Source organism: Vibrio sp. 070316B (genome assembly GCF_013114115.1).
In the GTDB taxonomy this organism is placed as follows: Bacteria; Pseudomonadota; Gammaproteobacteria; order Enterobacterales; family Vibrionaceae; genus Vibrio; species Vibrio chagasii_B.
The window spans coordinates 25,474-50,680 of the sequence record NZ_VTYC01000015.1 but is presented as its reverse complement, the minus strand read 5'-3'; the positions used below and the strand labels follow the sequence as shown (position 1 = coordinate 50,680).

Annotated in this window: 21 protein-coding genes and 1 riboswitch; of the genes, 10 read left to right on the top strand and 11 right to left on the bottom strand. The window is 45.3% G+C overall.

The window, feature by feature from the left end:
• Positions 1 to 54: 54 nt before the first annotated feature.
• From thiB to mpl, 3 genes are all read right to left on the bottom strand, one after another.
• Complete coding sequence (gene thiB, locus F0251_RS13065) at positions 55 to 1,047, bottom strand: thiamine ABC transporter substrate binding subunit (RefSeq protein WP_171731127.1); 993 nt, start codon at positions 1,045 to 1,047, stop codon at positions 55 to 57.
• A gap of 53 nt (positions 1,048 to 1,100) precedes the next feature.
• Positions 1,101 to 1,220: riboswitch (TPP riboswitch) on the bottom strand.
• 43 nt (positions 1,221 to 1,263) lie between these two features.
• On the bottom strand, positions 1,264 to 1,887 hold the full coding sequence (locus F0251_RS13060) for a flavin prenyltransferase UbiX (RefSeq protein WP_171731126.1): 624 nt from the start codon (positions 1,885 to 1,887) through the stop codon (positions 1,264 to 1,266).
• A gap of 37 nt (positions 1,888 to 1,924) precedes the next feature.
• Complete coding sequence (gene mpl, locus F0251_RS13055) at positions 1,925 to 3,283, bottom strand: UDP-N-acetylmuramate:L-alanyl-gamma-D-glutamyl-meso-diaminopimelate ligase (protein ID WP_171731125.1); 1,359 nt, start codon at positions 3,281 to 3,283, stop codon at positions 1,925 to 1,927.
• A 271-nt stretch (positions 3,284 to 3,554) separates the two neighbouring features.
• Between mpl and fbp the strand changes: the two genes are divergently transcribed.
• Positions 3,555 to 4,565: a class 1 fructose-bisphosphatase gene (gene fbp, locus F0251_RS13050; RefSeq protein WP_116871609.1), complete on the top strand. Its 1,011-nt coding sequence runs from the start codon at positions 3,555 to 3,557 to the stop codon at positions 4,563 to 4,565.
• A gap of 88 nt (positions 4,566 to 4,653) precedes the next feature.
• Here fbp and F0251_RS13045 read toward each other — a convergent pair whose 3' ends face one another.
• The 3 genes from F0251_RS13045 to F0251_RS13035 all read right to left on the bottom strand — a co-directional run bounded on the left by F0251_RS13045 (position 4,654) and on the right by F0251_RS13035 (position 10,552).
• The gene (locus F0251_RS13045) at positions 4,654 to 5,010 is read right to left on the bottom strand and encodes a gamma-glutamylcyclotransferase (protein ID WP_171731124.1); all 357 of its coding nucleotides are present in this window, start codon (positions 5,008 to 5,010) and stop codon (positions 4,654 to 4,656) included.
• Positions 5,011 to 5,084: 74 nt separating this feature from the next.
• On the bottom strand, positions 5,085 to 8,843 hold the full coding sequence (locus F0251_RS13040; protein WP_171731123.1) for a translocation/assembly module TamB domain-containing protein: 3,759 nt from the start codon (positions 8,841 to 8,843) through the stop codon (positions 5,085 to 5,087).
• A complete protein-coding gene (locus tag F0251_RS13035) occupies positions 8,840 to 10,552 on the bottom strand; it encodes an autotransporter assembly complex family protein (protein WP_116871606.1) in 1,713 nt (570 codons plus the stop codon). The genes F0251_RS13040 and F0251_RS13035 overlap by 4 nt, the downstream gene beginning before the upstream one ends.
• A gap of 193 nt (positions 10,553 to 10,745) precedes the next feature.
• Here F0251_RS13035 and msrA point away from each other — a divergent pair, with 193 nt between their 5' ends.
• A complete protein-coding gene (msrA, locus tag F0251_RS13030) occupies positions 10,746 to 11,375 on the top strand; it encodes a peptide-methionine (S)-S-oxide reductase MsrA (protein WP_171731122.1) in 630 nt (209 codons plus the stop codon).
• A 110-nt stretch (positions 11,376 to 11,485) separates the two neighbouring features.
• On the opposite strand, the gene F0251_RS13025 is transcribed toward msrA, so the two are convergent.
• Positions 11,486 to 11,686 (bottom strand): DUF1107 family protein, encoded by a 201-nt coding sequence (locus F0251_RS13025; protein WP_008220470.1) that lies wholly within the window; start codon positions 11,684 to 11,686, stop codon positions 11,486 to 11,488.
• A 252-nt stretch (positions 11,687 to 11,938) separates the two neighbouring features.
• On the opposite strand from F0251_RS13025, the gene F0251_RS13020 reads away from it, so the two are divergent.
• From F0251_RS13020 to F0251_RS12990, 7 genes are all read left to right on the top strand, one after another.
• Positions 11,939 to 12,490, top strand: coding sequence for a YtfJ family protein (locus F0251_RS13020; protein ID WP_061033934.1), 552 nt, complete (start codon positions 11,939 to 11,941; stop codon positions 12,488 to 12,490).
• 90 nt (positions 12,491 to 12,580) lie between these two features.
• Complete coding sequence (locus tag F0251_RS13015) at positions 12,581 to 12,871, top strand: DUF2607 family protein (RefSeq protein WP_061033914.1); 291 nt, start codon at positions 12,581 to 12,583, stop codon at positions 12,869 to 12,871.
• A gap of 41 nt (positions 12,872 to 12,912) precedes the next feature.
• Positions 12,913 to 13,713 (top strand): DUF2796 domain-containing protein, encoded by an 801-nt coding sequence (locus tag F0251_RS13010; protein ID WP_171731121.1) that lies wholly within the window; start codon positions 12,913 to 12,915, stop codon positions 13,711 to 13,713.
• A 140-nt stretch (positions 13,714 to 13,853) separates the two neighbouring features.
• Complete coding sequence (locus F0251_RS13005; protein ID WP_116871603.1) at positions 13,854 to 14,570, top strand: ABC transporter ATP-binding protein; 717 nt, start codon at positions 13,854 to 13,856, stop codon at positions 14,568 to 14,570.
• Positions 14,567 to 15,826, top strand: coding sequence for an ABC transporter permease (locus F0251_RS13000; protein ID WP_008220483.1), 1,260 nt, complete (start codon positions 14,567 to 14,569; stop codon positions 15,824 to 15,826). Before F0251_RS13005 ends, F0251_RS13000 begins: the two co-directional genes overlap by 4 nt.
• Positions 15,827 to 15,840: 14 nt before the next feature.
• A complete protein-coding gene (locus F0251_RS12995) occupies positions 15,841 to 16,356 on the top strand; it encodes a DUF3299 domain-containing protein (RefSeq protein ID WP_061033917.1) in 516 nt (171 codons plus the stop codon).
• A gap of 426 nt (positions 16,357 to 16,782) precedes the next feature.
• Positions 16,783 to 17,691: a TIGR03899 family protein gene (locus F0251_RS12990; RefSeq protein WP_032498533.1), complete on the top strand. Its 909-nt coding sequence runs from the start codon at positions 16,783 to 16,785 to the stop codon at positions 17,689 to 17,691.
• 146 nt (positions 17,692 to 17,837) lie between these two features.
• Here F0251_RS12990 and cysC read toward each other — a convergent pair whose 3' ends face one another.
• From cysC to cysD, 4 genes are all read right to left on the bottom strand, one after another.
• Positions 17,838 to 18,458 carry an adenylyl-sulfate kinase gene (cysC, locus tag F0251_RS12985; protein ID WP_008220490.1) on the bottom strand — a complete coding sequence of 207 codons (621 nt, stop codon included), beginning with the start codon at positions 18,456 to 18,458 and terminating at the stop codon, positions 17,838 to 17,840.
• Between the two features lie 24 nt (positions 18,459 to 18,482).
• A complete protein-coding gene (locus F0251_RS12980; protein WP_171731120.1) occupies positions 18,483 to 20,207 on the bottom strand; it encodes an SLC13 family permease in 1,725 nt (574 codons plus the stop codon).
• A 65-nt stretch (positions 20,208 to 20,272) separates the two neighbouring features.
• Entirely contained in the window at positions 20,273 to 21,703 is a 1,431-nt protein-coding gene (gene cysN, locus F0251_RS12975) for a sulfate adenylyltransferase subunit CysN (RefSeq protein ID WP_061033918.1), read from the bottom strand.
• Between the two features lie 18 nt (positions 21,704 to 21,721).
• Entirely contained in the window at positions 21,722 to 22,666 is a 945-nt protein-coding gene (gene cysD, locus F0251_RS12970) for a sulfate adenylyltransferase subunit CysD (RefSeq protein ID WP_258166798.1), read from the bottom strand.
• 413 nt (positions 22,667 to 23,079) lie between these two features.
• Between cysD and F0251_RS12965 the strand changes: the two genes are divergently transcribed.
• On the top strand, positions 23,080 to 25,056 hold the full coding sequence (locus F0251_RS12965) for a bifunctional 2',3'-cyclic-nucleotide 2'-phosphodiesterase/3'-nucleotidase (protein ID WP_061033919.1): 1,977 nt from the start codon (positions 23,080 to 23,082) through the stop codon (positions 25,054 to 25,056).
• Positions 25,057 to 25,207 lie beyond the last annotated feature (151 nt).

Sequence of the window (25,207 nt, the reverse complement as noted above, 5' to 3'; positions counted from 1 at the left end):
TCCAAACATAAAGAATGGCTTTAAATACAGGCCGTTCATTCTTTTAAAAGTAAATTAAAAAGTAAGCGCACTCTGCCATTCACGAATCCAAGGCCTACGCTTCTCGGCGATCTCTTCAGAGCTAAAGCTTAACGCTTGCTGAGGTACCGTCAGTTGTTCGAAACCTTTAGGTAGCTCAACATCTGTCACTGGGTACATCCAGTTGCCTGTCGGCATCGCCGATTGGAATTTATCACTTAGGATAAACGCCATAAACTCATCAGCAAGCTTTTCATTCTTACTGCCTTTGACCTTTGCTGCCACTTCCACTTGAGTGTAATGTCCCTCTTCAAAGTTCGCAGCTGCGTACTTAGAATCGTTCTCCGCAATGATGTGGTAAGCCGGAGAAGTGGTGTAAGACAATACTAAATCAGATTCGCCCTCTAGGAACATAGAGTAAGCTTCAGACCAGCCTTTAGTTACCGTCACCGTTTTCTGAGCTAGCTTCTTCCATGCCGCTGTCGCTTCATCACCGTATACCGATTTCATCCAAAGCATCATGCCTTGACCCGGTGTTGAAGTACGTGGATCTTGGTAGATAACCTTCAGGTCTTCACGTTGCTCAACCAACTCTTTCAGACTTTTCGGTGGGTTTGCTAGCTTCTCTGTATTGTAGACAAAAGCGAAGTAGCCAAAGTCGTAAGGGACAAATGTATTGTCGTCCCAACCATTTGGCAGTGTTACTGATGATGTATCAACATTATGCTCAGCCAGTAAGCCAGTCGCTTTCGCTTCAGCCATGAGGTTATTGTCTAGGCCCAATACAATGTCAGCTTTGCTGTTGCCGCCTTCAAGGCGTAAACGGTTCAAGATAGAGACACCATCTTCGAGCGCGACAAAATTCACATCACAGCCACACTTTTCTTCAAACGCTTTCTCTACGACAGGACGAGGACCCCAATCCGCAGCAAAAGAGTCATAGGTGTAGACGGTTAACGTATCGTCTGCAGCAAAGGCAGAAAAAGAGATCGCTGTAGTAACAGCAAGGGTAGTTAATGTGAATTTCACTGGACGCTCTCCATGGTCTGAGCGGCACAGGTTTGAGGGAGGAGAACGATAGAGGTTGTTCCTAACTCAATTCCTACGCCAGCATTATCTGGTTCAGGTTTACGGGTCCCAAGCACCTGCTTGATCTCAGCTCGCATTCATTATTTGAATGGTGTGCTCCCCGATGAGTGTTCAGAATTGTAATTCGATTTTTAACAATAAGCTATCAAGTTTGGATCAATTACGTTGATCGTAGCCCCATCTAGGCACTAAACCTTGCTCAATACCAAGATGGTCCAGAATGCGCGCCACCATGAAATCGACCAGGTCTTCTATTGACTTAGGTTGGTGATAAAAACCCGGTGCGGCTGGCATGACCGTCACACCCATCGTCGATAGCTTGTGCATGTTCTCTAGATGTAGCGTTGAGAATGGCGTTTCACGAACCACCAATAACAGCTGGCCTCGCTCTTTCATCACCACATCTGCTGCGCGCTCAATCAGGTTATCCGATAACCCATGAGCAATGGATGCCAAACTGCCCGCAGAACATGGGCAGACCACCATCTGCTTCGGCGCTGCAGAACCTGATGCAACTGGAGAGAACCAGTCATCTTTGCCGCATACCACCAGCTTTTCTGGATCGCAGCCCAAGTGCTTAACCAAGGCTTGCTTTGCCGCATCTGGCCCAGCAGGTAACTTAAGCTCATGCTCAGTAGCCAACACCACTCGCGCTGCCGACGAGATCAACAGATAGACCTGATAGTCTGCTGCCAACAAGCATTCAAGCAAGCGCAGTCCGTAAGGCGCACCAGATGCGCCAGTAAAAGCAAGAGTTATCGCTTTATCGTGTTTTGTCATGTTCTCAGTTACTTCAATTATAAAGTCGTGGACAGGGTTAACCTTTAAGAGCTAACGCGTCCAACAATTTCTGGTGAATACCACCAAAGCCACCATTACTCATTACCAGAATTTGGTCGCCCGCTTGCGCCTCTGAGACAATTTTAGCAACAAATACATCCATATCGTCACTAACATGTGCAGGCTGATGACAAGCATCTGCGACATCCTGCACCGACCAATCAATGTTGTCCGGTTGGAATAAGTAGGTGGAATCCGCTTGTTTAAGCGAATCAGCCAAGGTTTCTTTATGCACACCACGTTTCATGGTGGCGGAACGAGGCTCTAAAACGGCAATGATTTTTTTCGAGTCGACCTTATTACGTAAGCCGCCGAGCGTAAGTTCAATCGCCGTTGGGTGATGAGCAAAATCATCATAAACAGACACACCAGCTACCTCGCCTTTAAACTCTAGACGACGTTTAGTATTGATGAATTTCGCCAACGATTCGCACGCTAAATCAGGCGTCACACCCACATGCCTTGCCGCAGCAATCGCCATAAGAGCATTGCTGACGTTGTGATCACCAACCAAGTCCCAGTCTACCGTACCAACACATTCGCCTTGGAAGTAGACCTCAAATTTAGAGCCGTCTTTAACTCGTTTTTTGGCATCCCAATCGCCAGCTTCGCCACTCGATTCAGTCTCACTCCAACAGCCACGAGATAGAACATCTTGAATAGCAGTATCCTGCTTGGGTGAGAAAATACGACCATTGCTAGGCACAGTTCGCACTAAATGATGGAATTGACGTTTGATCGCTTCAAGATCGTCAAAAATGTCGGCATGATCGAACTCAAGGTTATTCATTACCAAGGTTCTTGGATGGTAATGAACGAACTTAGAGCGTTTGTCGAAAAAAGCACTGTCGTATTCGTCGGCTTCTACCACGAAGAACATGCTGTCACCTAAGCGAGCAGAGATACCAAAGTTACCCAATACCCCACCAACTAAAAAGCCTGGCGCATAACCGCAGTCTTCTAAGATCCAAGCCAACATACTGGAAGTTGTGGTTTTACCGTGAGTACCGGACACCGCAAGAACCCAGCGGTCATGCAGTAAGAACTCTTGCAGCCATTGTGGACCAGAGGTGTATCTAAGGTTGTTATCCAAAACATACTCAACACATGGGTTACCACGGCTCATCGCATTACCGATAACGACCAGGTCAGGCCTAGGCTCTAGTTGGCTTGGGTCGAACCCTTCAATAATTTCAATCCCTTGCGACTCCAACAAGGTGCTCATTGGTGGGTAAACATTCGCGTCACTACCCGTAACCTTGTGACCTAATTGACGAGCCAATACCGCAGCACCACCCATGAAGGTGCCACAAATTCCTAAGATATGAATATGCATAAATTGCTTCCAAAACGCTTGGCTAAATAAACAGTGCCTAATTAAAACGGCTTGTACTCATTATCATTAAATGACGCTTAAAAGCGAGCAGCAATGCAAAACAAATTGAGTCGACATAGTAAGTGAGATCTGTGTCGCTTAGTTCATTACCATTAAAAAGATCTAAGCCTTAGAATTTAGGTAAGCGTCTAGATGAATAAAGCCCACTTAAGAGGCAAATTCTATGGTGCTCAAATCCCCCCTAATATTCAGAGAAGTTTAAGGAAATAACATGTCTGAGATGCGCACCCTTGGTGAGTTCATTGTTGAGAAACAGAGTGACTTTCCCCATGCAAGTGGTGATCTATCATCCCTTTTGTCATCAATTCGTCTTGCTGCAAAAATTGTTAACCGTGAAATCAACAAAGCAGGTCTTGTCGACATTACTGGCGCTGTTGGTACAGACAACGTTCAAGGTGAAGAGCAGCAGAAGCTAGACCTTTATGCGAACGACAAATTTAAAGCGGCTCTAGAAGCTCGTGACCAAGTTTGTGGTGTAGCAAGTGAAGAAGAAGACGAAGCGGTTGCCTTCAATAAAGAGCTCAACAAAAACGCAAAATACGTCGTGTTGATGGACCCACTTGATGGTTCATCAAATATCGATGTAAATGTATCGGTTGGTACGATTTTCTCTATCTACCGCCGTGTCTCTCCAATCGGAACACCACCGACTCAAGAAGACTTCCTGCAACCAGGTCACAAACAGGTAGCTGCCGGTTACGTAATTTACGGTTCTTCAACCATGCTGGTTTACACAACTGGTGCTGGCGTAAATGGTTTCACCTACGATCCATCTCTGGGTACTTTCTGTCTATCTCATGAAAACATGATGATTCCAGACGAAGGCAAGATCTACTCGATCAACGAAGGTAACTACATCCGCTTCCCAACCGGTGTTAAGAAGTACATCAAATACTGTCAGGAAAGTGAGCCAAGCGATAACCGCCCTTACACGTCACGTTACATTGGTTCTCTTGTGTCTGATTTCCACCGTAACTTGCTAAAAGGCGGCATCTACTTGTACCCAAGTACAGAGAGCCACCCTCAAGGTAAATTGCGTTTGCTTTATGAATGCAACCCTATTGCTTTCCTTATGGAGCAAGCTGGCGGTATTGCATCAGACGGTGCACAACGTATCATGGACATCAAACCAACTGAGCTGCACCAACGTGTACCTTTCTTCGTTGGTTCAACAAACATGGTTCGTAAAGTAGAAGAGTTCCTAGAGCTGAACCCAGAGTAACCCTCTCGCTTCATTCTCAAATAAACACCATTAAAAAAGCCAGCACCTCAGTGCTGGCTTTTTGTTGTCTCGTAAGGTGATTAACTAGTTAGGAATCATTGTTCCGCTGACACCAGTCACCCGAAAGTATTTCTTTATTAGCTGTTAGATCAAGCTGATACAAATATACCCATGCTAACCCAAATATAGTCTCTATATGCTCGCGACGATACTCGACAGGCACATCTTCTAGCCGATCGAGCGAAGCCAAGACTTCATCGTTAATCATATAGACTTCCCCAGCGACACTTTTCTTTCCAAAAATCATCGCGGGATAGGCATCTAGGTCAAAAAGAGCGTATTCCTCAGGAGTATCAAATCGCCCAAGTAAATCACAGCCCTTCAAATAATGATGATTCGATTGACCCTGTCTCAAGGTTCCATAAACAAAAACAAGATGCTTCATAACCCCCCCACAAGCCATTCACGCAAGCGCGTTAAATGAATAGCTAAAACATTGCCGATCGAGCTCAAACTGTTCTACTCGAATTCAAATTGATAGAGAAGGTCGACCGCGCTGTCGAGACCCGAAACGGCTTCAACGTAGAGATCCTGCATCAATCGATAACGAACGGTAAACTCACCAAGCGAATTGAAGATACCAACGCCATACTTAACCTGTAAACCAGGCAGGATGTAACCACTTACCGTGACTTGTGAGTCGTCGCCAGAGCCTGCGGTATCCAGTTGCAAATCTTGTACACCAAAGGCCTCACCAATCTCACCAACGACCTTACCGCTCTTCGCTAAGCTCAAGCCAATTAAGGTCGTTGTCATTGAGCCATTCGACTCGCCATCAATATCTTGACCCCGCAAGATGTATGAAAGAGCATTTGCTTGCGGCATCGCAGGATCAGAATAAATCTCAATGGCTGGCTCTGTCGCTGGCCCTGTCACTCGAATACCAGCTGTCACATCATCTTGAGTATTGTCAGGGTTACGAATCGCATTGATCGCAACGTATGGCTGGTCCGGTGGCCCATTCATTAAGATTTTTCCCTCTTCGATAAGCAGGTCTTGTCCAAACGATTGGTAGGTACCGTTAACGATGTTGACCTCGCCCGTCACAAACGGGCCTTGGTCTTTTTGAGCCACATTCAGTTTACCGACCAATTCACCTTCAAGGCCGAAAGCGGACAATTTAAAGTCATCACCGATTGAAATATTAATATTGGTCATCACATTAAATGGAATGGTCGATTCACCTTCAGGTTGCAGGTCTTTATTCAAAATAACCTGATCAGAAGAAACACCAACTGCAGACGGTGGCAAGTCTTCAACGACAATGCGGCCCCACGGTAATGCAATGTCACCAGTAATTTTTGCAAGCTCAGGCGTAACGTCTATGGTCATATCAGGGACGACCTTAACCTTGACCATAGGTGGAACAACCACCATCAACTCATCAGCAAACACCCTAACATTCGAATGCCATGCTTGGAGATCTTGCCACTCACCAGAGCCTTCGATATCCAACTGACCATCTGGTGTTTCCACGTTAGCGTCAAGCTTGGCGCTATAACCATTAAAGTCGAGAGCAATGCGGCCATCCTTCACATCAATAGGAGTTACATCACCTTTGACTTGAATTCCATCCACAGAGAATTGACCAAAAACTTGAGGGTGCATCAAAGAACCTTTCACCTGCAGGTCACTCGCAAGGTCGGCTTTCAACAAGCTGTATTCACCTAAAATTGGCTGTAAGAAATCCAAATGGAAGGTCGTCAACTTAATCGCAGCATCGACCATTTTATCTTGTGCAAGAACATCAGGCAGCGACACGGTACCAGACAGGTCACCGTTATCGGAAACATCCAGTTTGAAGTCTGCATCTAGCTTGTTGTCTTTCAATTGAGCATTTAGGGCAATGCTCTCCCAACCGATTGTGATTGGCTCACCGACTTGCTGTACAGCCTGACCTTTTGGCATATCAAGGTTTACTGTTACCTCTGGCTGGCCTTGTTCCGACCACTTAGCATGAGCTTTAACATTTACTAAGCCTTGTAGCTCAGTCTCTTTTGGAACAAAGGCTTTAATCTGATCGAAGTCGAACTGATTGATTGCAATCTTAGCCTCACCCGACTTCCCAGCACGGATGTCTTCGCCCAGACACACACTCGAACCAGCTTGCTTCCAACAGTGCGCTTGAACATCAGCAAACTGATTGTCGACATCCGCCTTAATAGAGACAGGTTTATCAAGCACCCAAGGGCCTTGTTGAGTGGTGACTTTTACTCGGTCTAACGAGCCATCCCAAATGAGAGAAGGCTTCTGAATCAACTCGCCAGAAATTGCTAGGCTTGTAGAGACAATGTCAGATATCACATCTAGAGTCACAGTGTGCTTTTTCTCACCGCCACTCACGGTCAAATCAATGCTTTCGACGTTTTGTTCTTGATAAGTTAAATTTTTAGCCTTTAAAGCAAGGTCAGCTTGCGCTTCGGGTAACGGAAGTGGGACCACAGAACCATTAAGTGATAATGACTCAAGCGTTGCCTCGTTATTCCAGTCCACCTTATTTACATTCAGTGTCAGGTCGACCTTAGGCTCTTGAGTTGGACCGCTAAGTTGGATGTTACCAATCACTTGTCCTTTCAAATCAGGAACACTTTTCACCAGCTCAGGGAAATAAATATCAACACCCATATCCCACTGTTTATCAAGCTGCCCCTGAGCCTTAATCGAGTTCACACCGTGCGCCAAACTCAAACCACTGGTTTTCAGTTTAGGCTCACCGCTGGCGCTGCGATCAGATGCCGACAACTGACCTTCGATATCTAACGGGTAATCACGCAAGATACCTTCAATATCAAGCTGAGGTAGCTCAATGGCCCAGCCCCCAGCCTCAGTCAATTCACCCGATGTGACTAAACTACCGCTAATATTGCCCTCAGCTTCTGGCCACTGCAGACCAGGTTGAATATCTTTAAGGGTCACATCCGCTTGCCAATTAACGAGCTTTGCCCAGTTAGCTTTGACCGCACCATTGAGCTCACCGCCCAAGGTGTTCAGTTTCAGTCGCTCAAGCTCTATTTGCTCAGTGGTACCTTTACCTTGTAGGTCGATGACTAGAGCTGGGATTTCATTACCATCGGCTTCGCCCTTGAGCTGAACATTAAAGCCATCTAATGAGCCATCAGCCTTAAAGCGCTCAATTTCGGCTTGGTAATCACTTTTACCAGTTAGGGGCCATTGTGCTTGTCCATCTTCTAACAGTAAATCAAATGGCAGCGTCGGCTCTAAAGGTTGAAGTTCTCCAGAGAGCTTGGCTTCTATCAAGTCAGAAAACTGCGAGTCGAGCTGCAGCTTAGCCACACTCCCCTGTGCTTTCAGTGATAACTTCTGACCAGCAAGGTCGGTGTCCTTCACCTTAGCATCCAATGAAAGCTCTAAAGGATAACCATCTTTAAGCTCAACCTTAGTAGAAAGGTTCGCGCTCGCCTGCGGTATATCGAGCTCAAGTGTTGAAACATCCACTTTATGCCCGCCCGCTTGAGCTTCGAGTCCAAGATGATTGACAACAATTGGGGTTTCTTGCACTAAGGTGAAGTGATTTAAATCAAAGCGCTCTAACACAATCTGTAACGGAATCCAGACCTCAGGCAGCTCAATTGCTGTTTTCACCGCAGGCTCTGGTTCGACAGGTTCTGCCTGTGGTTCTTCCGTCGATTCAGCAATTTTTACTTTAAGGTCATTGAACAGGGTTGGCGATACCGTCAGCTTTTCACCCTGCATACTCAAAGCAGTTGAAAACAAACCCCATTCAATCTCATGACCCAAGATATTCAGTTTGATATCAGACAAAGCAATACGATTGATCACGATTGGTAGCGGTGTTTTCAGCGATGTCACTGGCGGAGTCGGCTCTGTCTCTTCTGCAGAAGCTGGAGGTAATTCCGTAAATGCGAAGTCCAAACCTTGAATCGCTAAGCGGTCGACACACAACTTAGGGTCGAGTAAACAGCGAGGATTAATAGCCAATACCAGCTTTTCCACTGTGGTATCGATATGGAGGCTATCATCTTTGAATTGAACATTATTAAGTGTGAAGTTCGGGAACAGAGCACCTTTTGTGCTCCCCACTTTAAGTTGTGGCAGAGCTTTTTCAGCGCCCCACAACACAGTGTTTAAGCCAGGGTTTGTAAACAGTACAAAACCGAGTAGGGCTATCAACAACAGCAAAATAGACGTCAAGAAAATCGACGTCCATTTTATGCATTTGCCCATCACTTTGATCATAATTCTGGCCCTAAACTAAAGTGCAGTTGGAACTCGTCACCTTTCTTCGCATCTAGGCCCCAAGCAAAATCTAAACTGACAGGGCCAACCGGCGATGCCCAACGAACACCGACACCGGTGCCGTGCTTCCATTCTGGCGTATCATTGAATGCATCACCAATATCGTAGAAAGCCGCTCCCCACCAATTTCCAACCAAACGGTATTGATACTCAAATGAACTGGTTGCAATGAACTTTGCACCGGTTAGTGCACCACTTTCATCTCGAGGAGAGATCGACTCATAGCCATAGCCTCGAATACTGTTATCACCACCAGCAAAGAATCTGAGCGAGGGAGACAGTTTCTCAAATTCATCGGCAAAGTTACCACCAAATTGAAGGCGGGTTAGACCACGATGGTTATTACCAATGCTACGAATCCAAGCCGTTTGTCCTTGAAAACGTACCACCTTGGTTTCCGACAATAAGGTGTCATCAGCCGCCTCAACCATGATGGTTTGTTTATCCCCCCACATTGGCATCGAACCACCACGAGTTCGAGTTCGTGAAAACGAAATACCCGGCAAGACGAATTGCGCCAAATCGTCTTGTAAACCTTGCTCATAGTTTTCAACCAAGTATCGAATGAACACGGTGCGCTGCCAGCCATTATCAAGGCGCCAATACCTTTCTAACGCTAGGTTCGATTCCAAACTTTTGGTGTCACGGTTATCCAAGTTTTTCATACCGTACTTAACTTGATAGTAGTCGTTCAGCACGTCATCCAGAGGGATTTTATAGGTAGCGGTAATCGTCTGTTCAGGTTTAGAAATCGACAGGCTGCTATTGAAGCTATGGCCTTGTTCATTAACCCAAGGTTTTTTCCACTTCAGGGTGCCTTTTACGCCAAGGTCGGTAGATACACCGATACCCGTTTCAATTTGGTTACGCGCTTGAGGAGCAAGGCTAACCTTCATTGGAATTTCTCGACCTTCACCCAGTTGACTTAAATCTGGTTCAACAAAAACCGAAGAGAACCAATCGGTATTGGACAGGTTTTGGTTGTACTCGCCAACCTTAGTAATCGAGTAAGGTTCACCATCTTTAAACGGCTTGAGCGATTGAACCCTATCATCTTCTATTTGGCTGCCCGTTACCGTGGTAGTGCCAAAGTGATAACGAATACCACTGTTGTAGTGAAGGCGAATGTAAGCTCGATTCAACTCAGGAGCCACTTCTAGCTTACTGAGCTCATACGAGCCGTCGAAGTAACCTTTGGCTAATCCAAGGTTGCGCATCGATGATTTCAAAGAGTCGTAGTTACCATGATTGAGAATCGAACCTTTGGATAGCTTACTCTTAGCAATCAAGGCTAAAAAATCTGGATCATCTTTGGCTTCCCCGCTCAGCACGATGTCTGATTCGTAAATAAGAACGGGCTCTCCCCGATCAACAGTTACAGTCAGTTCAGTTTCATCTTGGGAGTGAGAAAAAGTGATAGTCGGTTGGTAGTAACCTAACGCATTGAGTGCTTCTTTAATCATAGATTCCACGCGAGACTGGAACCTTAATGAAATCGCATATTCTTCTTCAGGCACAGCACTTAGATAAGCATCAACATTATCTTCTAGCGCTCCATCAAGCCCTTTAATCTCAAGGGAAACGTCAGCAAAAGCGAGCGTCGATGACAATAGAGTGCCAAACAGAACTGGTAAAGTTTTTCTTATCATGCTTAATTGGTGAAGAAGTTATCAATACGTTAATAATCAAAAAGAAATAATACCGCTAAAAAGGCATTGAGTCTGTAAGAAATCCTGTAATAACACGGTCTAATTTAAAGACTTATTTAATACGAACCAAGAGCTAAATACGCCTACAGTTACAAAAGCCGACACGGTAAACGTATGCGAAAAGGAATATAACATGCTAAACAAACAACAACTGGTTTCCGCAGCAACCGCATTACCGGGAAATGCAGCTCCAATTCAAATTACTGAGCGCCATTTCGTTAACCAAACTGACTTACTCGCCGCTCCTTCTGGTTCCCAACAACAAGTGTTATTAGGTATGGGATGTTTCTGGGGCGCTGAGCGCCTGTTCTGGCAATTGGACGGTGTGGTTTCTACATCAGTGGGCTACGCTGGCGGTTACACAGTAAATCCAACCTATGAACAAGTGTGTACCGGACAAACTGGCCACACTGAAGTCGTTCGTGTCATTTTTGATAGCGAGAAAACGTCTTTAGCACAACTACTTGAGACCTTCTGGGAGCGTCATGACCCAACTCAGGGGATGCGCCAAGGTAATGATTTAGGTACACAATACCGCTCGGCTATCTACACCTTCAGTGAAGAGCAACAAGCCATTGCTGAACAATCTCGCCAAGATTACCAAAGAGCCATTACCGATTCTTTAGGCAACGAAATCACAACGGAAGTTCTGCCTGCAGGGAAATATTTTTTTGCTGAGACCTACCACCAGCAATATCTAGCCAAAAACCCTAACGGCTACTGTGGATTGGGCGGAACAGGCGTTTGCTTCCCACCACAATAAAGGGCAGTCAGGCTGTACTACCTTAAACGATATCCATAAAAAAGGGCTTCCATTCGGAAGCCCTTTTCGCTGTTAATCTATTTGAAGCAAGACCAATCAATAAAGCTTAATTACATCGGCATAGCAGCAATCGTGCCGTTAACTTCTTTAAAAATAGTGAGCTTTTGTTTATCTGAAACTTCAGGGAGCAGCACTTTACCATGGTCGAAACGGAACTCTCCGACACCTTCGATGGCAAACTGGCCTTTGAATAGGACTTTAACGAAACGCGCCACCTGATGTGGGCGGTAAGTAGAAAATTTTCTTAACATATTACAACCTCAATTCCATTTGAGTACTACTGTCACGCACCTGAACACGACCGTATTCTAAGCACATTTAATCGCTAATTCCTTTAGCAAACAGCAAGATAATCTGTTGTTCATCTTGATATCGTTGCATTATACCCTTTGGTAACAAGCCTGCAACTTATTTCTACATCGTACGATAAAAAAGTTAAAGAGGCATTTTTCAAATTTCATATTATACTTCCAATGCAAACCAACAAGCGGAACAAAAATATAATGAAAAACAAAACTCTACTGGCTTTATTAGCCGCAGCCTCTCCACTCTTCGCCAATGCTCACAACTTATCTGTAGGTTCAACTCTTCCTGCCGTTGATGTTAGCAACTATGGTGAAATCGTACTAAAAGACGGAGCTACAGGATATCAAGCTTGGGCAACCAAGGATCTTCTGGGTAAAGTCCGTGTCGTTCAAGCGATTGCTGGCCGCAGCAGCTCTAAAGAGCTTAATGCACCACTGATGGCAGCAATTACAGCATCCAAATTTTCAGAAGATAGCTACCAAACCACCACCATTATCAACCAAGATGATGCAATTTGGGGCACAGGCTCTTTTGTAAAATCATCAGCTGAAAGCAGCAAAGAAGAATTTCCATGGTCGTCTATGGTTTTGGATGAAAATGGCACCGTTGCTTCGTCATGGGCTCTAAAAGAAGAGAGCTCAGCAATTATCGTGCAAGACAAACAAGGTAAAATCTTGTTTGTGAAAGAAGGCGCACTTAACGAATCAGAGGTAACGCAAGTTATTGAATTGATTAAAGCGAGCCTTTAATCAGATATTCTCGTCTTTTTCGAGACCTTATCAAAGGATATTGTTATATTATAACAGTATCCTTTTTTAATTCTGTGGTTAATCATCCTGATGTGGCAAGACACACCCAACAATGTGAAACGAAAAACAGGCTTCTTGCTTGGGCTGATGCTCATGCTAAGCGTGTTGGCAGCAACACATATGGTGGATATTGACCCAGAGCATCACACCTCACACCACTGTGAGCTGTTTTCCATAAATCAGTTCATTACCTCGCACTCGTTACCACAAGTTCCAGAGTTTCATTCAGAGTTTACTGTTGTTATCACGGAGTCAGTAACCTCACTACAGCGCCTCTATTTCGCTTATCTAGCGCGCTCTCCTCCTGTCAAAACTATTTAATTACCACTACTTTTTAATTAACCTTTATTCAGGAAAAAAACATGAAACCTTCTATTTTAGCCGTTGTTATCGGCATGACTGTCTCTACTAATGTTCTAGCTAACGAAGAGTTCCGCTCTCACGGTGCACACGTGCATGGTCAGGTTGAAGTAAACATTGCTCAAGACGGACAAGAACTGCTTGTTGAAGTGACAGCCCCGGGTGCAGACGTAGTTGGCTTTGAACATGCTCCAGAAACAGCAGAGCAAAAGAAAGTGTTTGAACAAGCTATCGCGCAACTAAACAAGCCAGACGAGCTATTTAGCTTTAACAACGCGAACTGTACTCTGAAATTTAAATCAGTGTCGAACACGTTAGAAAGCGATCATGATGAGCATGAAGGACATGACCACGCTAAACACGATCATGACGACCACGAAGGCCATGACCACGCTGAGCACGATCATGATGACCATAAAGACCATGACCACGCTGAGCACGATCATGACGACCACAAAGACCATGACCACGCTGAGCACGATCATGATGACCATAAAGACCATGACCACGCTGAGCACGATCATGACGACCACAAAGACCATGACCACGCTGAACATGATCATGACGACCACGAAGGTCACGACCACCACGATCATGAAGGTCATGACCACTCTGAAGGTGGCCACGGTGAGTTCACGGTTGAGTACCACTACCAATGTTCAGATGTAGCTAAGCTAGACACAGTTAACACTCAGTGGTTCTCTAAGTTCAGCAACACTGAAAAAATGACGGTGAACCTACTAACAGATACCGCTCAAGTACAAGAAGTTCTTAACGCAGAGCGCATTAGTTTTCGATTCTAACCACTCCTAGATCGGATTAAACGTAAAACAAGCAGCCAAGTAAGTGGCTACTTACTTGGCTGTTCAAATCGGTGTGCTCTGGGAATTTATGTCGCGAACTGCTGTCCAGTAGATACACCGCTTTAATTATTGGAGCTAGCATGTCTTTTGACAGTTCATCACTTGTGGTCAAACTCGAAAATATCAGCTTTCGTTGGAAACCAGAATTACCCCCAACTCTAGAGATCCCTTCTCTGCATATCCAAGCCCAAGAGCACCTCTTCATAAAAGGGCCAAGTGGCTGTGGCAAGTCAACATTGTTAGGGTTACTGACTGGTATAAACCAAGCAGAGCAAGGCGAAGTCTCTATTTTAGGTCAAGATCTGACTCAGCTAACACCTCGCCAAAGAGACACGTTTAGAGCCGATCATATTGGTTATATTTTCCAACAATTTAACCTGCTTCCTTATCTGTCAGTGATCGATAACGTTACGCTTCCTTGCCAATTCTCAAAAATTCGTAAGCAGCAAGTCACTGACAGCAAACACAGTTTACAAGAAACTGCCCAAGAACTACTGCTCCGATTGAAGCTGCCTCAAACATTAATGGATAAGCCAGTCACTGAGCTGAGTATTGGCCAACAACAACGTGTTGCCGCCGCGCGCGCTTTAATGGGTCAGCCTAAAATCATCATTGCAGATGAACCAACATCCGCATTGGATCATGACAACCGAGAAGCCTTTATCGAACTGTTGCTAGAACAAGCTAACCAAGCTGGTTCTACTCTTATCTTTGTGAGTCACGACCCAACACTCGAAAAATTGTTCACTCGAACCATAGATTTAAAAACCGTTAACCAAGCTAAGGTTGTCGTATGAAAGTAATTACTCACTTAGCCTTAAAAAGCGTACTCAATCGTAAAGCCACAGCTATTCTGACCATTCTTACCGTGGCAGTGTCTGTCATTCTATTGCTCGGCGTAGAGCGCGTGAGAACCGAAGCCAAGAGCAGCTTTGCCAATACTATTTCAGGTACTGACTTGATCGTCGGTGGCCGTTCTGGCCAGGTAAACCTTCTGCTTTATTCTGTATTTCGAATTGGCAATGCGACCAACAATATCGACTGGAAAAGCTATCAAGAATTTAGCCAACACAAAGCCGTAAAGTGGGCGATCCCTATTTCATTGGGTGATTCTCATAAAGGCTTCCGTGTGATGGGTACTAACCATAGCTACTTTGAAAACTACCGCTATGGAAGTAAGCAACCACTTACTTTCCAGCAAGGTAAAGAGTTTAATGAGCTATTTGATGTGGTGATTGGTGCCGATGTCGCGAAAAAGTTAGATTACAAGATTGGCGATCAAATCATTCTTGCACACGGTATCAGTGATGTGGCGTTCAGCCGACACGATAACCTACCCTTCAAGATTGTCGGAATACTCGCACCAACAGGAACGCCAGTAGACAAAACCGTGCATGTATCTTTAGAAGCGATCGAAGCGATTCACGTTGGTTGGGAGTCGGGTGCCAACCTAGGGCATACCCCAGATGCCGAAACCTTGAAAACCTACGATTTCCAGCCTCAGCAAATCACCGCGATGATGCTTGGTTTGAACTCAAAGATTCAAACCTTCGCACTGCAAAGAGAAATCAATAACTACCGTCAAGAACCGTTAAGCGCAATTATGCCGGGCATTGCTCTGCATGAATTATGGGGCATGATGGCCGTAGCAGAGCAAGCATTGCTCATTGTTTCAGGGTTTGTAGTGGTTGCCGGTTTACTAGGAATGCTGAGTAGCCTACTAACGAGCTTGCAAGAAAGACGTCGCGAGATGGCTATCCTGCGTGCAATGGGCGCAAGGCCTCGCCATGTATTTGGTTTGCTGATTAGTGAAGCCAGTGCTCTGACCTTCTTAGGCATCACATTAGGCGTTGCAGTGTTGTTTGCTCTGATCGCAGTAGTTGCTCCTATTGTGCAACAAAGTTATGGTATCAACATATCGATATCCGCAATCACACCACACGAGTGGAAATTGCTTATGCTGGTGCAAATTGCCGGAATAATTATCGGCTTCATTCCCGCTTTCAGGGCTTACCGCCAGTCATTGTCTGATGGCATGACGATTCGAATCTAAAATAGGAACCTACGATGCAACGCAAATTCCTACTGATACTTGGGCTAATGATGTTCCCATTTATCAGTACAGCTCACGCTGAAACACCTCAGAATGAGGAATCGGTATTAACACTCGAATGGATTGATTTGATTCCAGAATCAGAGCGCGCTCAACTAGATTCGTTTGGCATGCCGATGGTTGACCATAACAGTATGGAAAAGCCTCAACAGTCGACACTTGGAGCGGTTCGTCCGGAGTTAAACGGCAGTAAGGTTAAGATCCCAGGGTTTGTGATTCCATTGGAAGGCGATGAGAATATGATCACTGAGTTTCTGTTAGTGCCGTACTTTGGTGCATGTATCCATGTTCCACCACCGCCACCGAACCAAATTATTTACGTTAAGTTCCCTAAGGGCGCGCCAATCCAGCAACTATGGGATGTGATCTATTTGGTAGGTACGCTGAAAACAGAATCTATCAGTCACGATCTAGCGCAAACGGGCTATCTGATTGAAGGTACTGCAATTGAAGAATACGACGACATGTAGTCGTTTGGAGGGTGGCTCAGCGATGAGCCGCCGTCACTGAATAAACCAAGTTATTCAATAACAGTTTAATAACGATATTGTTCCTCTAAATTACGCAATGTAATTAGATAAATAAGCTAGCACACCCACATAAGTCGCGAGTAATAAACCTATACCAAGCTGCTTTTTCAGCTTGTTATCATTGACTTGATTCATAACTCCTCCTTGATAATTACAACAAATTTAACATTTTATTATCATTATCAAAAGTAAAATTTTGTTGAAGTCTTCAACTCTGCACGCAAAATCTAGCCACCAATCAGATAAAGAGTTACATTTTAGACAGTTATACCAATCACAGTAAGTCAGTGATCAGCAATAGCGTAGGGAAAAGCCTTGAGAGCAATGACTACGATTGGTATTGATTCGTCTCCCAACGGTACTCTTATGTCAGAAACCAAACAGCCAGTGATCATTGAGCATGCTAGCGACACACAGCACAAGCATGAGAAAAAGCCTCATATTGCCGACAGTGCCAGTCGAATGCTGCACATTGCCCAAAGCTTCGGTTTAGATTCCTTAATTAGTCATAGCGAAAAAACGAACGATAAAGCCGCTAGCACTCTGATTGAGCGAGCGTTATTGCGAGAGAAGAAACGTAAGGAGCTGCGCCAGAAGAACCTAGAGCAGATCCTGAAACTGGCCCACTCTTCATGTAAAGATGAAGCGGCTGGAGATCCAGATCAGGACTGGCTGTACCGCTTTTTCGATATGGCACAAGAGATCCACAACACATCAATGCAAAGGCTGTGGGCTCAGGTGCTGAAACGAGAAGTCACCAACCCAGGCTCTACGTCGATGAAGGCGCTACAAATCCTAAAAGATATGACACCAAAGGAAGCACTGACCTTGCAAAGAGCTGCTTCACTGGGTTGTAGCTTTGGTAGTGACAACAGTAAAAAACTGCTACTTGGTTTTAAGTCTCACGCAGGGCTGTTCAGTTTTGGTAAAAGAGACACCACCAACACCATTAACCTTGGTGGGCATAACCTGCCCTACTCTAGTCTTCTCCACTTGATTGAACTTGGCATTATTCTAGGCACGGAGCTAGAGTCTGGAGAGATCGACTTCGACCCTGCATTGCATCTGACGTATCAAGGTAAGAGCATGTCACTGGCGCCGCTATCAAAAGGCGTGAAGTTGGTGTACTACCGATTCAGCCCTACTGGCAACGAACTGTGTACCTTGCTTGGCAATAAACCCAACATGCCTTATTACGACCAATTAATTGCGCTATTGAGCCAAAAATTCACGGTGCAGACAGAAGTGAAAAGCAGTGTGAACTACACCGTCTAGATAATAGACGGTGTAAAAACTGAAAAATATTGAGAAGAAAAAAGAGAATCTAGAGGATAGGTTTCTTGTCTCGGTAGAGTAAGGCTGCACTGCTTTTGGCGAACAAGCAGATATGCTGATGGGCAGCCTTAGTCATACCAGCGGTCTCAATTGGCTAAAATGTTACGCTTCTCTAACGCATCAATGCACAACTCTACCAATTCATCGATCGTCTTCTCTCCTGCAGGTAGATCAATCTCAGGATTCTGTGGCGCTTCGTAAGTCGAACTAATCCCCGTGAAATTAGGAATTTCTCCCGCACGTGCTTTCTTATATAAGCCTTTAGGGTCACGCTGTTCGCACACCTCTAATGGTGTATTCACAAACACTTCAAGAAACTCCCCTTCAGGCAATAAGTCGCGTACCAGCTGCCTTTCAGCTTGGTGAGGAGAAATAAACGCAGACAGTACAATCAAACCAGCATCAGCCATCAATTTAGCTAACTCACCGATACGACGAATATTCTCTCGACGGTCTTGCTCAGAAAAGCCAAGGTCACTACACAAACCATGACGAACATTATCACCGTCCAGTAAATAGGTATGGTAACCAAGTTGCGCTAAGCGATTCTCAAGTGCTCCAGCTACTGTCGATTTACCAGAACCAGATAATCCAGTAAACCAAAGCACAGCAGGCTTTTGTGATTTCAGATCCGCGCGGAATCCTTTATCAATCGAGTGTTGATGCCACACAACATTCTCATCTTTGTGTTTGAGTACTGCGGTCATAAATAGTCCTTTAAATAAACAGCATTAAAATGGGAAAAAGTAAGGAATTAGGGTCAGTACCAAGCCCGAGTAAACAATCGAGATTGGGATACCGATGCGCAGATAATCTGTGAGGTGATAATTACCTACGCTATAAACAAGTAAGTTAGTCTGGTAGCCGTATGGCGAAATGAAACTGGCACTCGCACCAAACAATACCGCCATGATGAATGGCATTGGGTCAACGCCATAGCCTACCGCCATGCTGTAGCCGATCGGGAAAGAGAGTGCCGCTGCGGCGTTATTGGTGACTAACTCAGTCAGAATCAGAGTCATCAGATAAGTCGCGACCAAGGCACCAAATACGCCCCAGCCATTAAAGGCCTCCATAAACATCTGCCCCATACGTTCAGATAAGCCAGATGAAATCATCAGTTGAGCAATAGAGAGTGCAGACCCAACAATCACAACAATATCAACAGGAAAGCGGCGGCGAAGCTCACTCAGCTGCACGATACCAAATGCTACCAGCAACAATAAGAACCCAGCTAAGCCTTTAATTATCGGCACCATATCAAGCAGCGCTAAGCCAATCACACTGGTGAAACCGAGTAGCACGAGTGCCGATTTATCTGCATCAAGCTTGGCACTCGAATCCAAATCATTCATCAACACAAACTCTTTGTTGTGTTGCTGGCGCTGCTCTTCAAAACGTTTGCCAGGCACCAGAATTAAGGTATCACCTGCCGTCAGCGTGATGTTACCCAAACCACCTTCAAGACGTTCATGGCCACGACGAATCGCCACGACCACCGCATCAAACCGGTCTCTAAACTGGCTGGTTTTCAATGTTTTATTACAGAAGCTTGCCGACGAGCTCACCACCACTTCAACAAAGCTCTGTCCGTTGAGGTGGTGCTGACCAAATAGGGTTAGCCCTTGGATTTCTTGCAGTGTTGCCACGCTCTCGACATCACCACAAAACAGCAAGCGATCTCGAGCCTGCAATACAAAATCAGGGTCAATCGAGGCGGTGGTTTTACCGTCACGAATCACTTCCGCTAAGAAAAGTTTTCGCAATGCTCTTAAGTTGTTTTCACTAACACTACGACCAACCAACGGAGAGCCTGGCTCAACTCTGGCTTCTAAGAAATAAGGTAGATCATCTTGCGCTCCATCATCGTAGCTAGGTAAGAAGTAACTCAGAGGAATAAGGATCAACACGCCACCAGCCAAGACCGCTAAACCGATCAAAGTTGGTGTAAAAAAGTTTAGGCTCGGCAATCCTGCATCTTCAACAAAGCTATTGATGATCAAGTTGGTTGAGGTGCCGATCAATGTCAGTGTTCCCCCCAAAATAGCGGCGTATGACAAAGGAATAAGTAACTTAGAAGGCGCGTGCTGCTGATTACGTTTGATCGCACCGATCAAAGAGACCACTACAGCCGTGTTATTGGTAAAGGAAGAAAGCAGCGCTGTAGAGATACCCAACTTTGCCACCACTGTGCCTAGCCTACCTTCAGAGATATTACGGCTAACCCAGCTGATCAAGCGAGTTTTCTCCAACGCACTCGATGCGAGGATCAAAAGAATTAACGTCAGTAACGAAGAGTTAGTGAAGTTATTGGCTAAGCTCGAAAGGTCGATCATCCCGCCCATAAAAGCTATAAACGCCGCGCCAGCAAAGATAAAGCTTGGCTTAATACGGGTAACGAGCAGGCAAGTAATGATGCCGAGCAAAATCGCTAATACAAATCCTTGTTGCCACATATACCCGTCCTTTATGGCGGAAACAATCAGTTTCCGCCTGATTCAATAAGCTGTTACTCAGTCGTTTATGACTTCAGTAGTTGGCTTAAATCTTTGGCATCCCAATGCGGGAAGTGCTTGCGAACCAATGCATTAAACTCAAGTTCAAATGCAGAGAAGTTACCGACTTGCTGTTCAACAGAGTCCAAACGGTCTCGAATCAAACCCGCACCAACCGTCACGTTAGTTAGACGGTCGATCACGATGAAGCCACCGGTATCGGCACTTTCACGGTATTTATCCAGTGCGACAGTCTCGTTCAATGACCACTCACACAAGCCAATACCATTCAGTGGCAACTCATCGACTTCGTGAGTCGAGAGATTGTTGATGTCGTATTGGTGACGAACCGTTTCAACCTGACCAACAGTCTTCTTACCAGCGATCTTGATATCGTAAGCTTTGCCCGGTTGCAGTGGTTGCTCTGTCATCCACACGATGTCTGCCAATACGTGGTTAGTTGATTCAATCTGAGCGTTTTCCAACACAATCAAATCACCACGACTGATATCGATTTCATCTTCAAGGGTCAGCGTTACCGCCAAGCCCGCCTGGGCAGATTCCAAATCACCATCAAAGGTTACGATACGTGCAACCTTAGAAGTTTTGCCTGATGGCAGCGCCTTGATTTCATCACCAACGCTGACACGGCCAGAGGCTACTGTGCCTGCAAAACCTCGGAAATCTAAGTTCGGGCGATTCACATACTGCACTGGGAAACGGAACTCACCCGCAGAACGTTTTTGGTCAATATCAACGTTCTCTAACACTTCCAATAGAGATGGGCCTTCAAACCATGCTAACTCTTTACTTGGTGCAGCAACGTTGATGCCTTCAAGCGCCGAAACCGGCAAGATCTGAATGTTGGTTTCGCCTTCTAGGTTTTCAGCAAACTCTAGGTATTCATCGCGAATCTCTTCAAAACGATCTTGTGAATAATCCACGAGATCCATCTTGTTGACTGCAACGATGAAATGCTTCAAACCAAGCAAGTTAGAAATAAACGAATGACGACGCGTTTGATCCAGAACGCCCTTACGAGCATCAATCAAGATCACCGCCAGATCACACGTTGAAGCGCCTGTTGCCATGTTGCGCGTGTACTGCTCATGCCCTGGGGTATCAGCAATAATGAATTTACGCTTTTGCGTCGAGAAGTAGCGGTAAGCCACATCGATGGTGATGCCTTGCTCACGCTCAGCCTGCAGGCCATCAACAAGCAGTGCTAAATCAGGCTTCTCACCTGTGGTACCTACTCGTTGGCTATCCGAGTGAACCGCGGCTAGCTGATCTTCATAAATCTGCTTTGTATCATGGAGTAAGCGACCGATTAACGTACTTTTACCGTCGTCTACCGAGCCACAAGTTAAGAATCTAAGCATAGATTTATGCTGATGCTGACTCAGATAACCTTCAATCCCTAGTTCAGCCAATTCGGCTTCTACTGCACTATTCATTTTTCTTTCCTTAGATTCTTAGAAATAACCTTGGCGCTTTTTCAGCTCCATTGAGCCCGACTGATCATGGTCAATCGCTCTACCTTGACGCTCACTGGACGTCGCCACCAGCATCTCTTCAATAATGCCTGTTAGCGTATTCGCCTCAGATTCAACCGCTCCGGTTAGTGGGTAACAGCCTAAAGTACGAAAACGAACGCTTTTCTCTTCAATCACTTCACCTTCTTGCAGCTCCATACGGTCATCATCAACCATGATCAGCATGCCATCACGCTCAACCACCGGGCGTTTATCTGAAAGGTAAAGTGGAACAATATCGATGCTCTCTAGATAGATGTATTGCCAAATATCCAGCTCAGTCCAGTTTGATAGAGGGAATACACGGATGCTTTCGCCCTTGTTAACCTGACCGTTATAAGTGTGCCAAAGCTCTGGACGCTGGTTCTTTGGATCCCACGTGTGGTTCTTATCGCGGAAAGAGTAAACACGCTCTTTCGCTCGAGATTTCTCTTCATCACGACGAGCACCACCAAAAGCAGCATCGAACCCATACTTGTTTAACGCCTGCTTAAGGCCCTGAGTTTTCATGATGTCGGTATGCTTAGAAGAGCCGTGCACAAATGGGCTACACCCCATTGCTAGACCTTCAGGGTTCTTATGTACCAAAAGGTCAAAACCGTACTTTTTGGCTGTGCGGTCACGGAACTCAATCATCTCGCGGAATTTCCAATCCGTATCAACGTGTAACAGCGGGAATGGAATCTTACCTGGGTAAAACGCTTTGCGAGCTAAATGAAGCATCACAGAAGAATCTTTACCGATGGAGTACATCATTACTGGGTTATCAAACTCAGCCGCCACTTCACGGATAATATGAATACTTTCCGCTTCTAGCTGTTTTAGGTGGGTTAAACGTTCTTGGTCCATTTCAGTGCTTCCTTTAAGGCTCGCGTTGCGAGCAATTCATTACTTGGTCTCACCAAGCAAGGGATTTAGCTCATCCACTTAGTGAATGGGAGTATTGGCACTAGAAGAAAACAGAAGCTTCGTGTTGAGCTGTCCTTGCTATTCATCTGCCTGATACGTCCTTGATATAGGCATTATGACGAGCCGCTCATATTACTGGAAATTCTAAAATTTCATTTTTTATTCGAAAAGCTGATAAGGCGTGTAATAAATAGATAACCAGGTGAAATGAATGGACTAATCTTATCGATATCATTTGTGCATGGATTGAGCAGCTTTGGGAGGCATCTTGCAGAACACCATAAAGTAATCGATCTAAGTCACGAATTAACATTCGTTGTAATCATTGTTTCATTCCATTTTGTTACATTACGCAACGAATTTTCTTCTATCCACTTTGGAGCTACAAAATGAAAGTTGCAATGAAACCTTTATCATTGGCTGTACTTGCAGGTCTTGGTCTGACACTCGCAGGCTGCACAACAACACCAGATACCGATGAAGTGATTAAACTACGTGTCGTAGAGACAACTGACATCCATACTAACCTAATGGATTACGACTACTACAAAGACAAGCCATCACAAAAAATTGGCTTAGCACGTACTGCAACTCTAGTAAAAGAAGCTCAAAACGAAGTAACAAACAGCGTATTAGTTGATAACGGTGACCTACTGCAAGGTAGCCCAATGGGTGACTACATGGCAGACAAAGGCATCGTTGCCGGTGAAGTTCACCCTGCTTACAAAGCAATGAACCAGCTAAGCTATGATGCAGCGAACATCGGCAACCACGAGTTCAACTACGGCCTAGAGTTCCTAGAAGAATCTATCAACGACGCTGATTTCCCATACATCAGTGCTAACGTTTACGATGCTGAAACAAAAGAGCACTACTTCACGCCTTACATCATCAAGACACACACGTTCGCAGATACAGCTGGCGTAGAGCACGAGATCAAAGTGGGTTACATCGGCTTTGTTCCACCACAAATCATGACGTGGGATAAAAAGAACCTTGAAGGTAAAGTGATCGCTCGCGACATCGTTGAGACAGCGAACGAGCTAGTACCTCAAATGAAGGCTGAAGGTGCAGACGTTATCGTTGCGATCCCTCACTCTGGCGTATCTCAAGACCCATACAAAGCAGGCGAAGAGAACTCGACGCTTTACCTATCTGAAGTAGAAGGTATTGATGCGATTGCATTCGGTCACTCTCACGCCGTATTCCCAGGTAAAGGCTTCGACAACATCCAAGGCGTTGACAACGAAAACGGCACCATGAACGGTGTTGCGGCAGTAATGCCAGGTCGTTGGGGTAGCCACGTAGGTGTTATGGACCTAACACTGGCGCAAAAAGACGGTAAGTGGGAAGTCGTAAAAGGCCAATCTGAAGCTCGCCCTATCTACGACAAGATCGAGAAGAAATCACTGGCTGCAGCAGATGAAGGCATCGTAACTGCACTAGAAAAAGACCACCAAGGTACTCGTGATTTTGTAAACCAACCAATTGGTAAAGCAGATGACGTGATGTACAGCTTCCTGTCTCTAGTACAAGACGATCCAACCGTACAGATCGTTAACCTTGCACAAAAAGATTACGTTGAGCAATTCATCCAAGGCGACCCTGATCTAGACGGTACACCAGTACTTTCTGCAGCGGCACCATTCAAAGCAGGCGGTCGTAAGAATGACCCAGCAAACTTCACTGAAGTGGAATCTGGTCAACTAACATTCCGTAACGCGGCTGACTTGTACCTTTACCCGAACACGCTAGTTGCGATGAAGGTAACGGGTCACGAAGTAAAAGAGTGGCTTGAGTGTTCTGCTGGCCAATTCAACCAAATCGATGTGAACTCAACAGCACCACAACAGCTGATTGAGTGGGATAACTTCCGTACTTACAACTTCGATGTTATCGACGGTGTGGATTACCAAATCGACGTAACTCAGCCTGCGAAATACGATGCAAACTGTAAAGTGGTTAACCCTGATTCTCAGCGTATTGTTGGCCTAACTTACCAAGGTAAGCCAATCGACATGAAGCAAGACTTCCTGATCGCAACCAACAACTACCGAGCTTACAGCGCTAAATTCCCAGGCACAGGTGAAGACTTCATCGCATTTGATGCACCAGATGAGAACCGTACTGTACTGGCGAACTACATCTCTCGCGTAAGCAAAGAGCAAGGCCAAGTGAGCCCAACAGCTGATAACAACTGGTCATTCGCACCAATCAAAACGGATAAAAAGCTAGATATCCGCTTTGAAACGTCGCCAAGTGAGAAAGCGGCACAGTTCATCAAAGAGAAGGGTCAATACCCAATGAAACGTGTTGCCACTGACGATGTTGGTTTCGGCGTTTACCAAATTGATCTAACTAAATAGATTACTCTAGTAATCAATAGTTAACCTTCTAAAAGGCTGAGTTTAACGACTCAGCCTTTTTCTTTTCTTATCTAAATTCTCAGTGTAAAGCCTTAACTTGCGAAGCTTAAACTCCTGCTCATTCTTCGCCTAATATCGCACACCTCAAATC

Bases quoted from the DNA above. Each gene is read 5' to 3' on its own strand.
- F0251_RS13025 (WP_008220470.1), bottom strand. From the start codon at position 11,686: ATGTTAAGAAAATTTTCTACTTACCGCCCACATCAGGTGGCGCGTTTC.
- cysN (WP_061033918.1), bottom strand. From the start codon at position 21,703: ATGAATAGTGCAGTAGAAGCCGAATTGGCTGAACTAGGGATTGAAGGT.
- fbp (WP_116871609.1), top strand. From the start codon at position 3,555: ATGTCTGAGATGCGCACCCTTGGTGAGTTCATTGTTGAGAAACAGAGT.
- F0251_RS13060 (WP_171731126.1), bottom strand. From the start codon at position 1,887: ATGACAAAACACGATAAAGCGATAACTCTTGCTTTTACTGGCGCATCT.
- F0251_RS13045 (WP_171731124.1), bottom strand. From the start codon at position 5,010: ATGAAGCATCTTGTTTTTGTTTATGGAACCTTGAGACAGGGTCAATCG.
- msrA (WP_171731122.1), top strand. From the start codon at position 10,746: ATGCTAAACAAACAACAACTGGTTTCCGCAGCAACCGCATTACCGGGA.
- F0251_RS13035 (WP_116871606.1), bottom strand. From the start codon at position 10,552: ATGATAAGAAAAACTTTACCAGTTCTGTTTGGCACTCTATTGTCATCG.
- cysC (WP_008220490.1), bottom strand. From the start codon at position 18,458: ATGACCGCAGTACTCAAACACAAAGATGAGAATGTTGTGTGGCATCAA.
- F0251_RS13015 (WP_061033914.1), top strand. From the start codon at position 12,581: ATGTGGCAAGACACACCCAACAATGTGAAACGAAAAACAGGCTTCTTG.
- mpl (WP_171731125.1), bottom strand. From the start codon at position 3,283: ATGCATATTCATATCTTAGGAATTTGTGGCACCTTCATGGGTGGTGCT.
- F0251_RS12965 (WP_061033919.1), top strand. From the start codon at position 23,080: ATGAAAGTTGCAATGAAACCTTTATCATTGGCTGTACTTGCAGGTCTT.
- F0251_RS12995 (WP_061033917.1), top strand. From the start codon at position 15,841: ATGCAACGCAAATTCCTACTGATACTTGGGCTAATGATGTTCCCATTT.
- F0251_RS13020 (WP_061033934.1), top strand. From the start codon at position 11,939: ATGAAAAACAAAACTCTACTGGCTTTATTAGCCGCAGCCTCTCCACTC.
- F0251_RS13005 (WP_116871603.1), top strand. From the start codon at position 13,854: ATGTCTTTTGACAGTTCATCACTTGTGGTCAAACTCGAAAATATCAGC.
- F0251_RS13000 (WP_008220483.1), top strand. From the start codon at position 14,567: ATGAAAGTAATTACTCACTTAGCCTTAAAAAGCGTACTCAATCGTAAA.
- F0251_RS13010 (WP_171731121.1), top strand. From the start codon at position 12,913: ATGAAACCTTCTATTTTAGCCGTTGTTATCGGCATGACTGTCTCTACT.
- F0251_RS12980 (WP_171731120.1), bottom strand. From the start codon at position 20,207: ATGTGGCAACAAGGATTTGTATTAGCGATTTTGCTCGGCATCATTACT.
- F0251_RS13040 (WP_171731123.1), bottom strand. From the start codon at position 8,843: ATGATCAAAGTGATGGGCAAATGCATAAAATGGACGTCGATTTTCTTG.
- F0251_RS12990 (WP_032498533.1), top strand. From the start codon at position 16,783: ATGTCAGAAACCAAACAGCCAGTGATCATTGAGCATGCTAGCGACACA.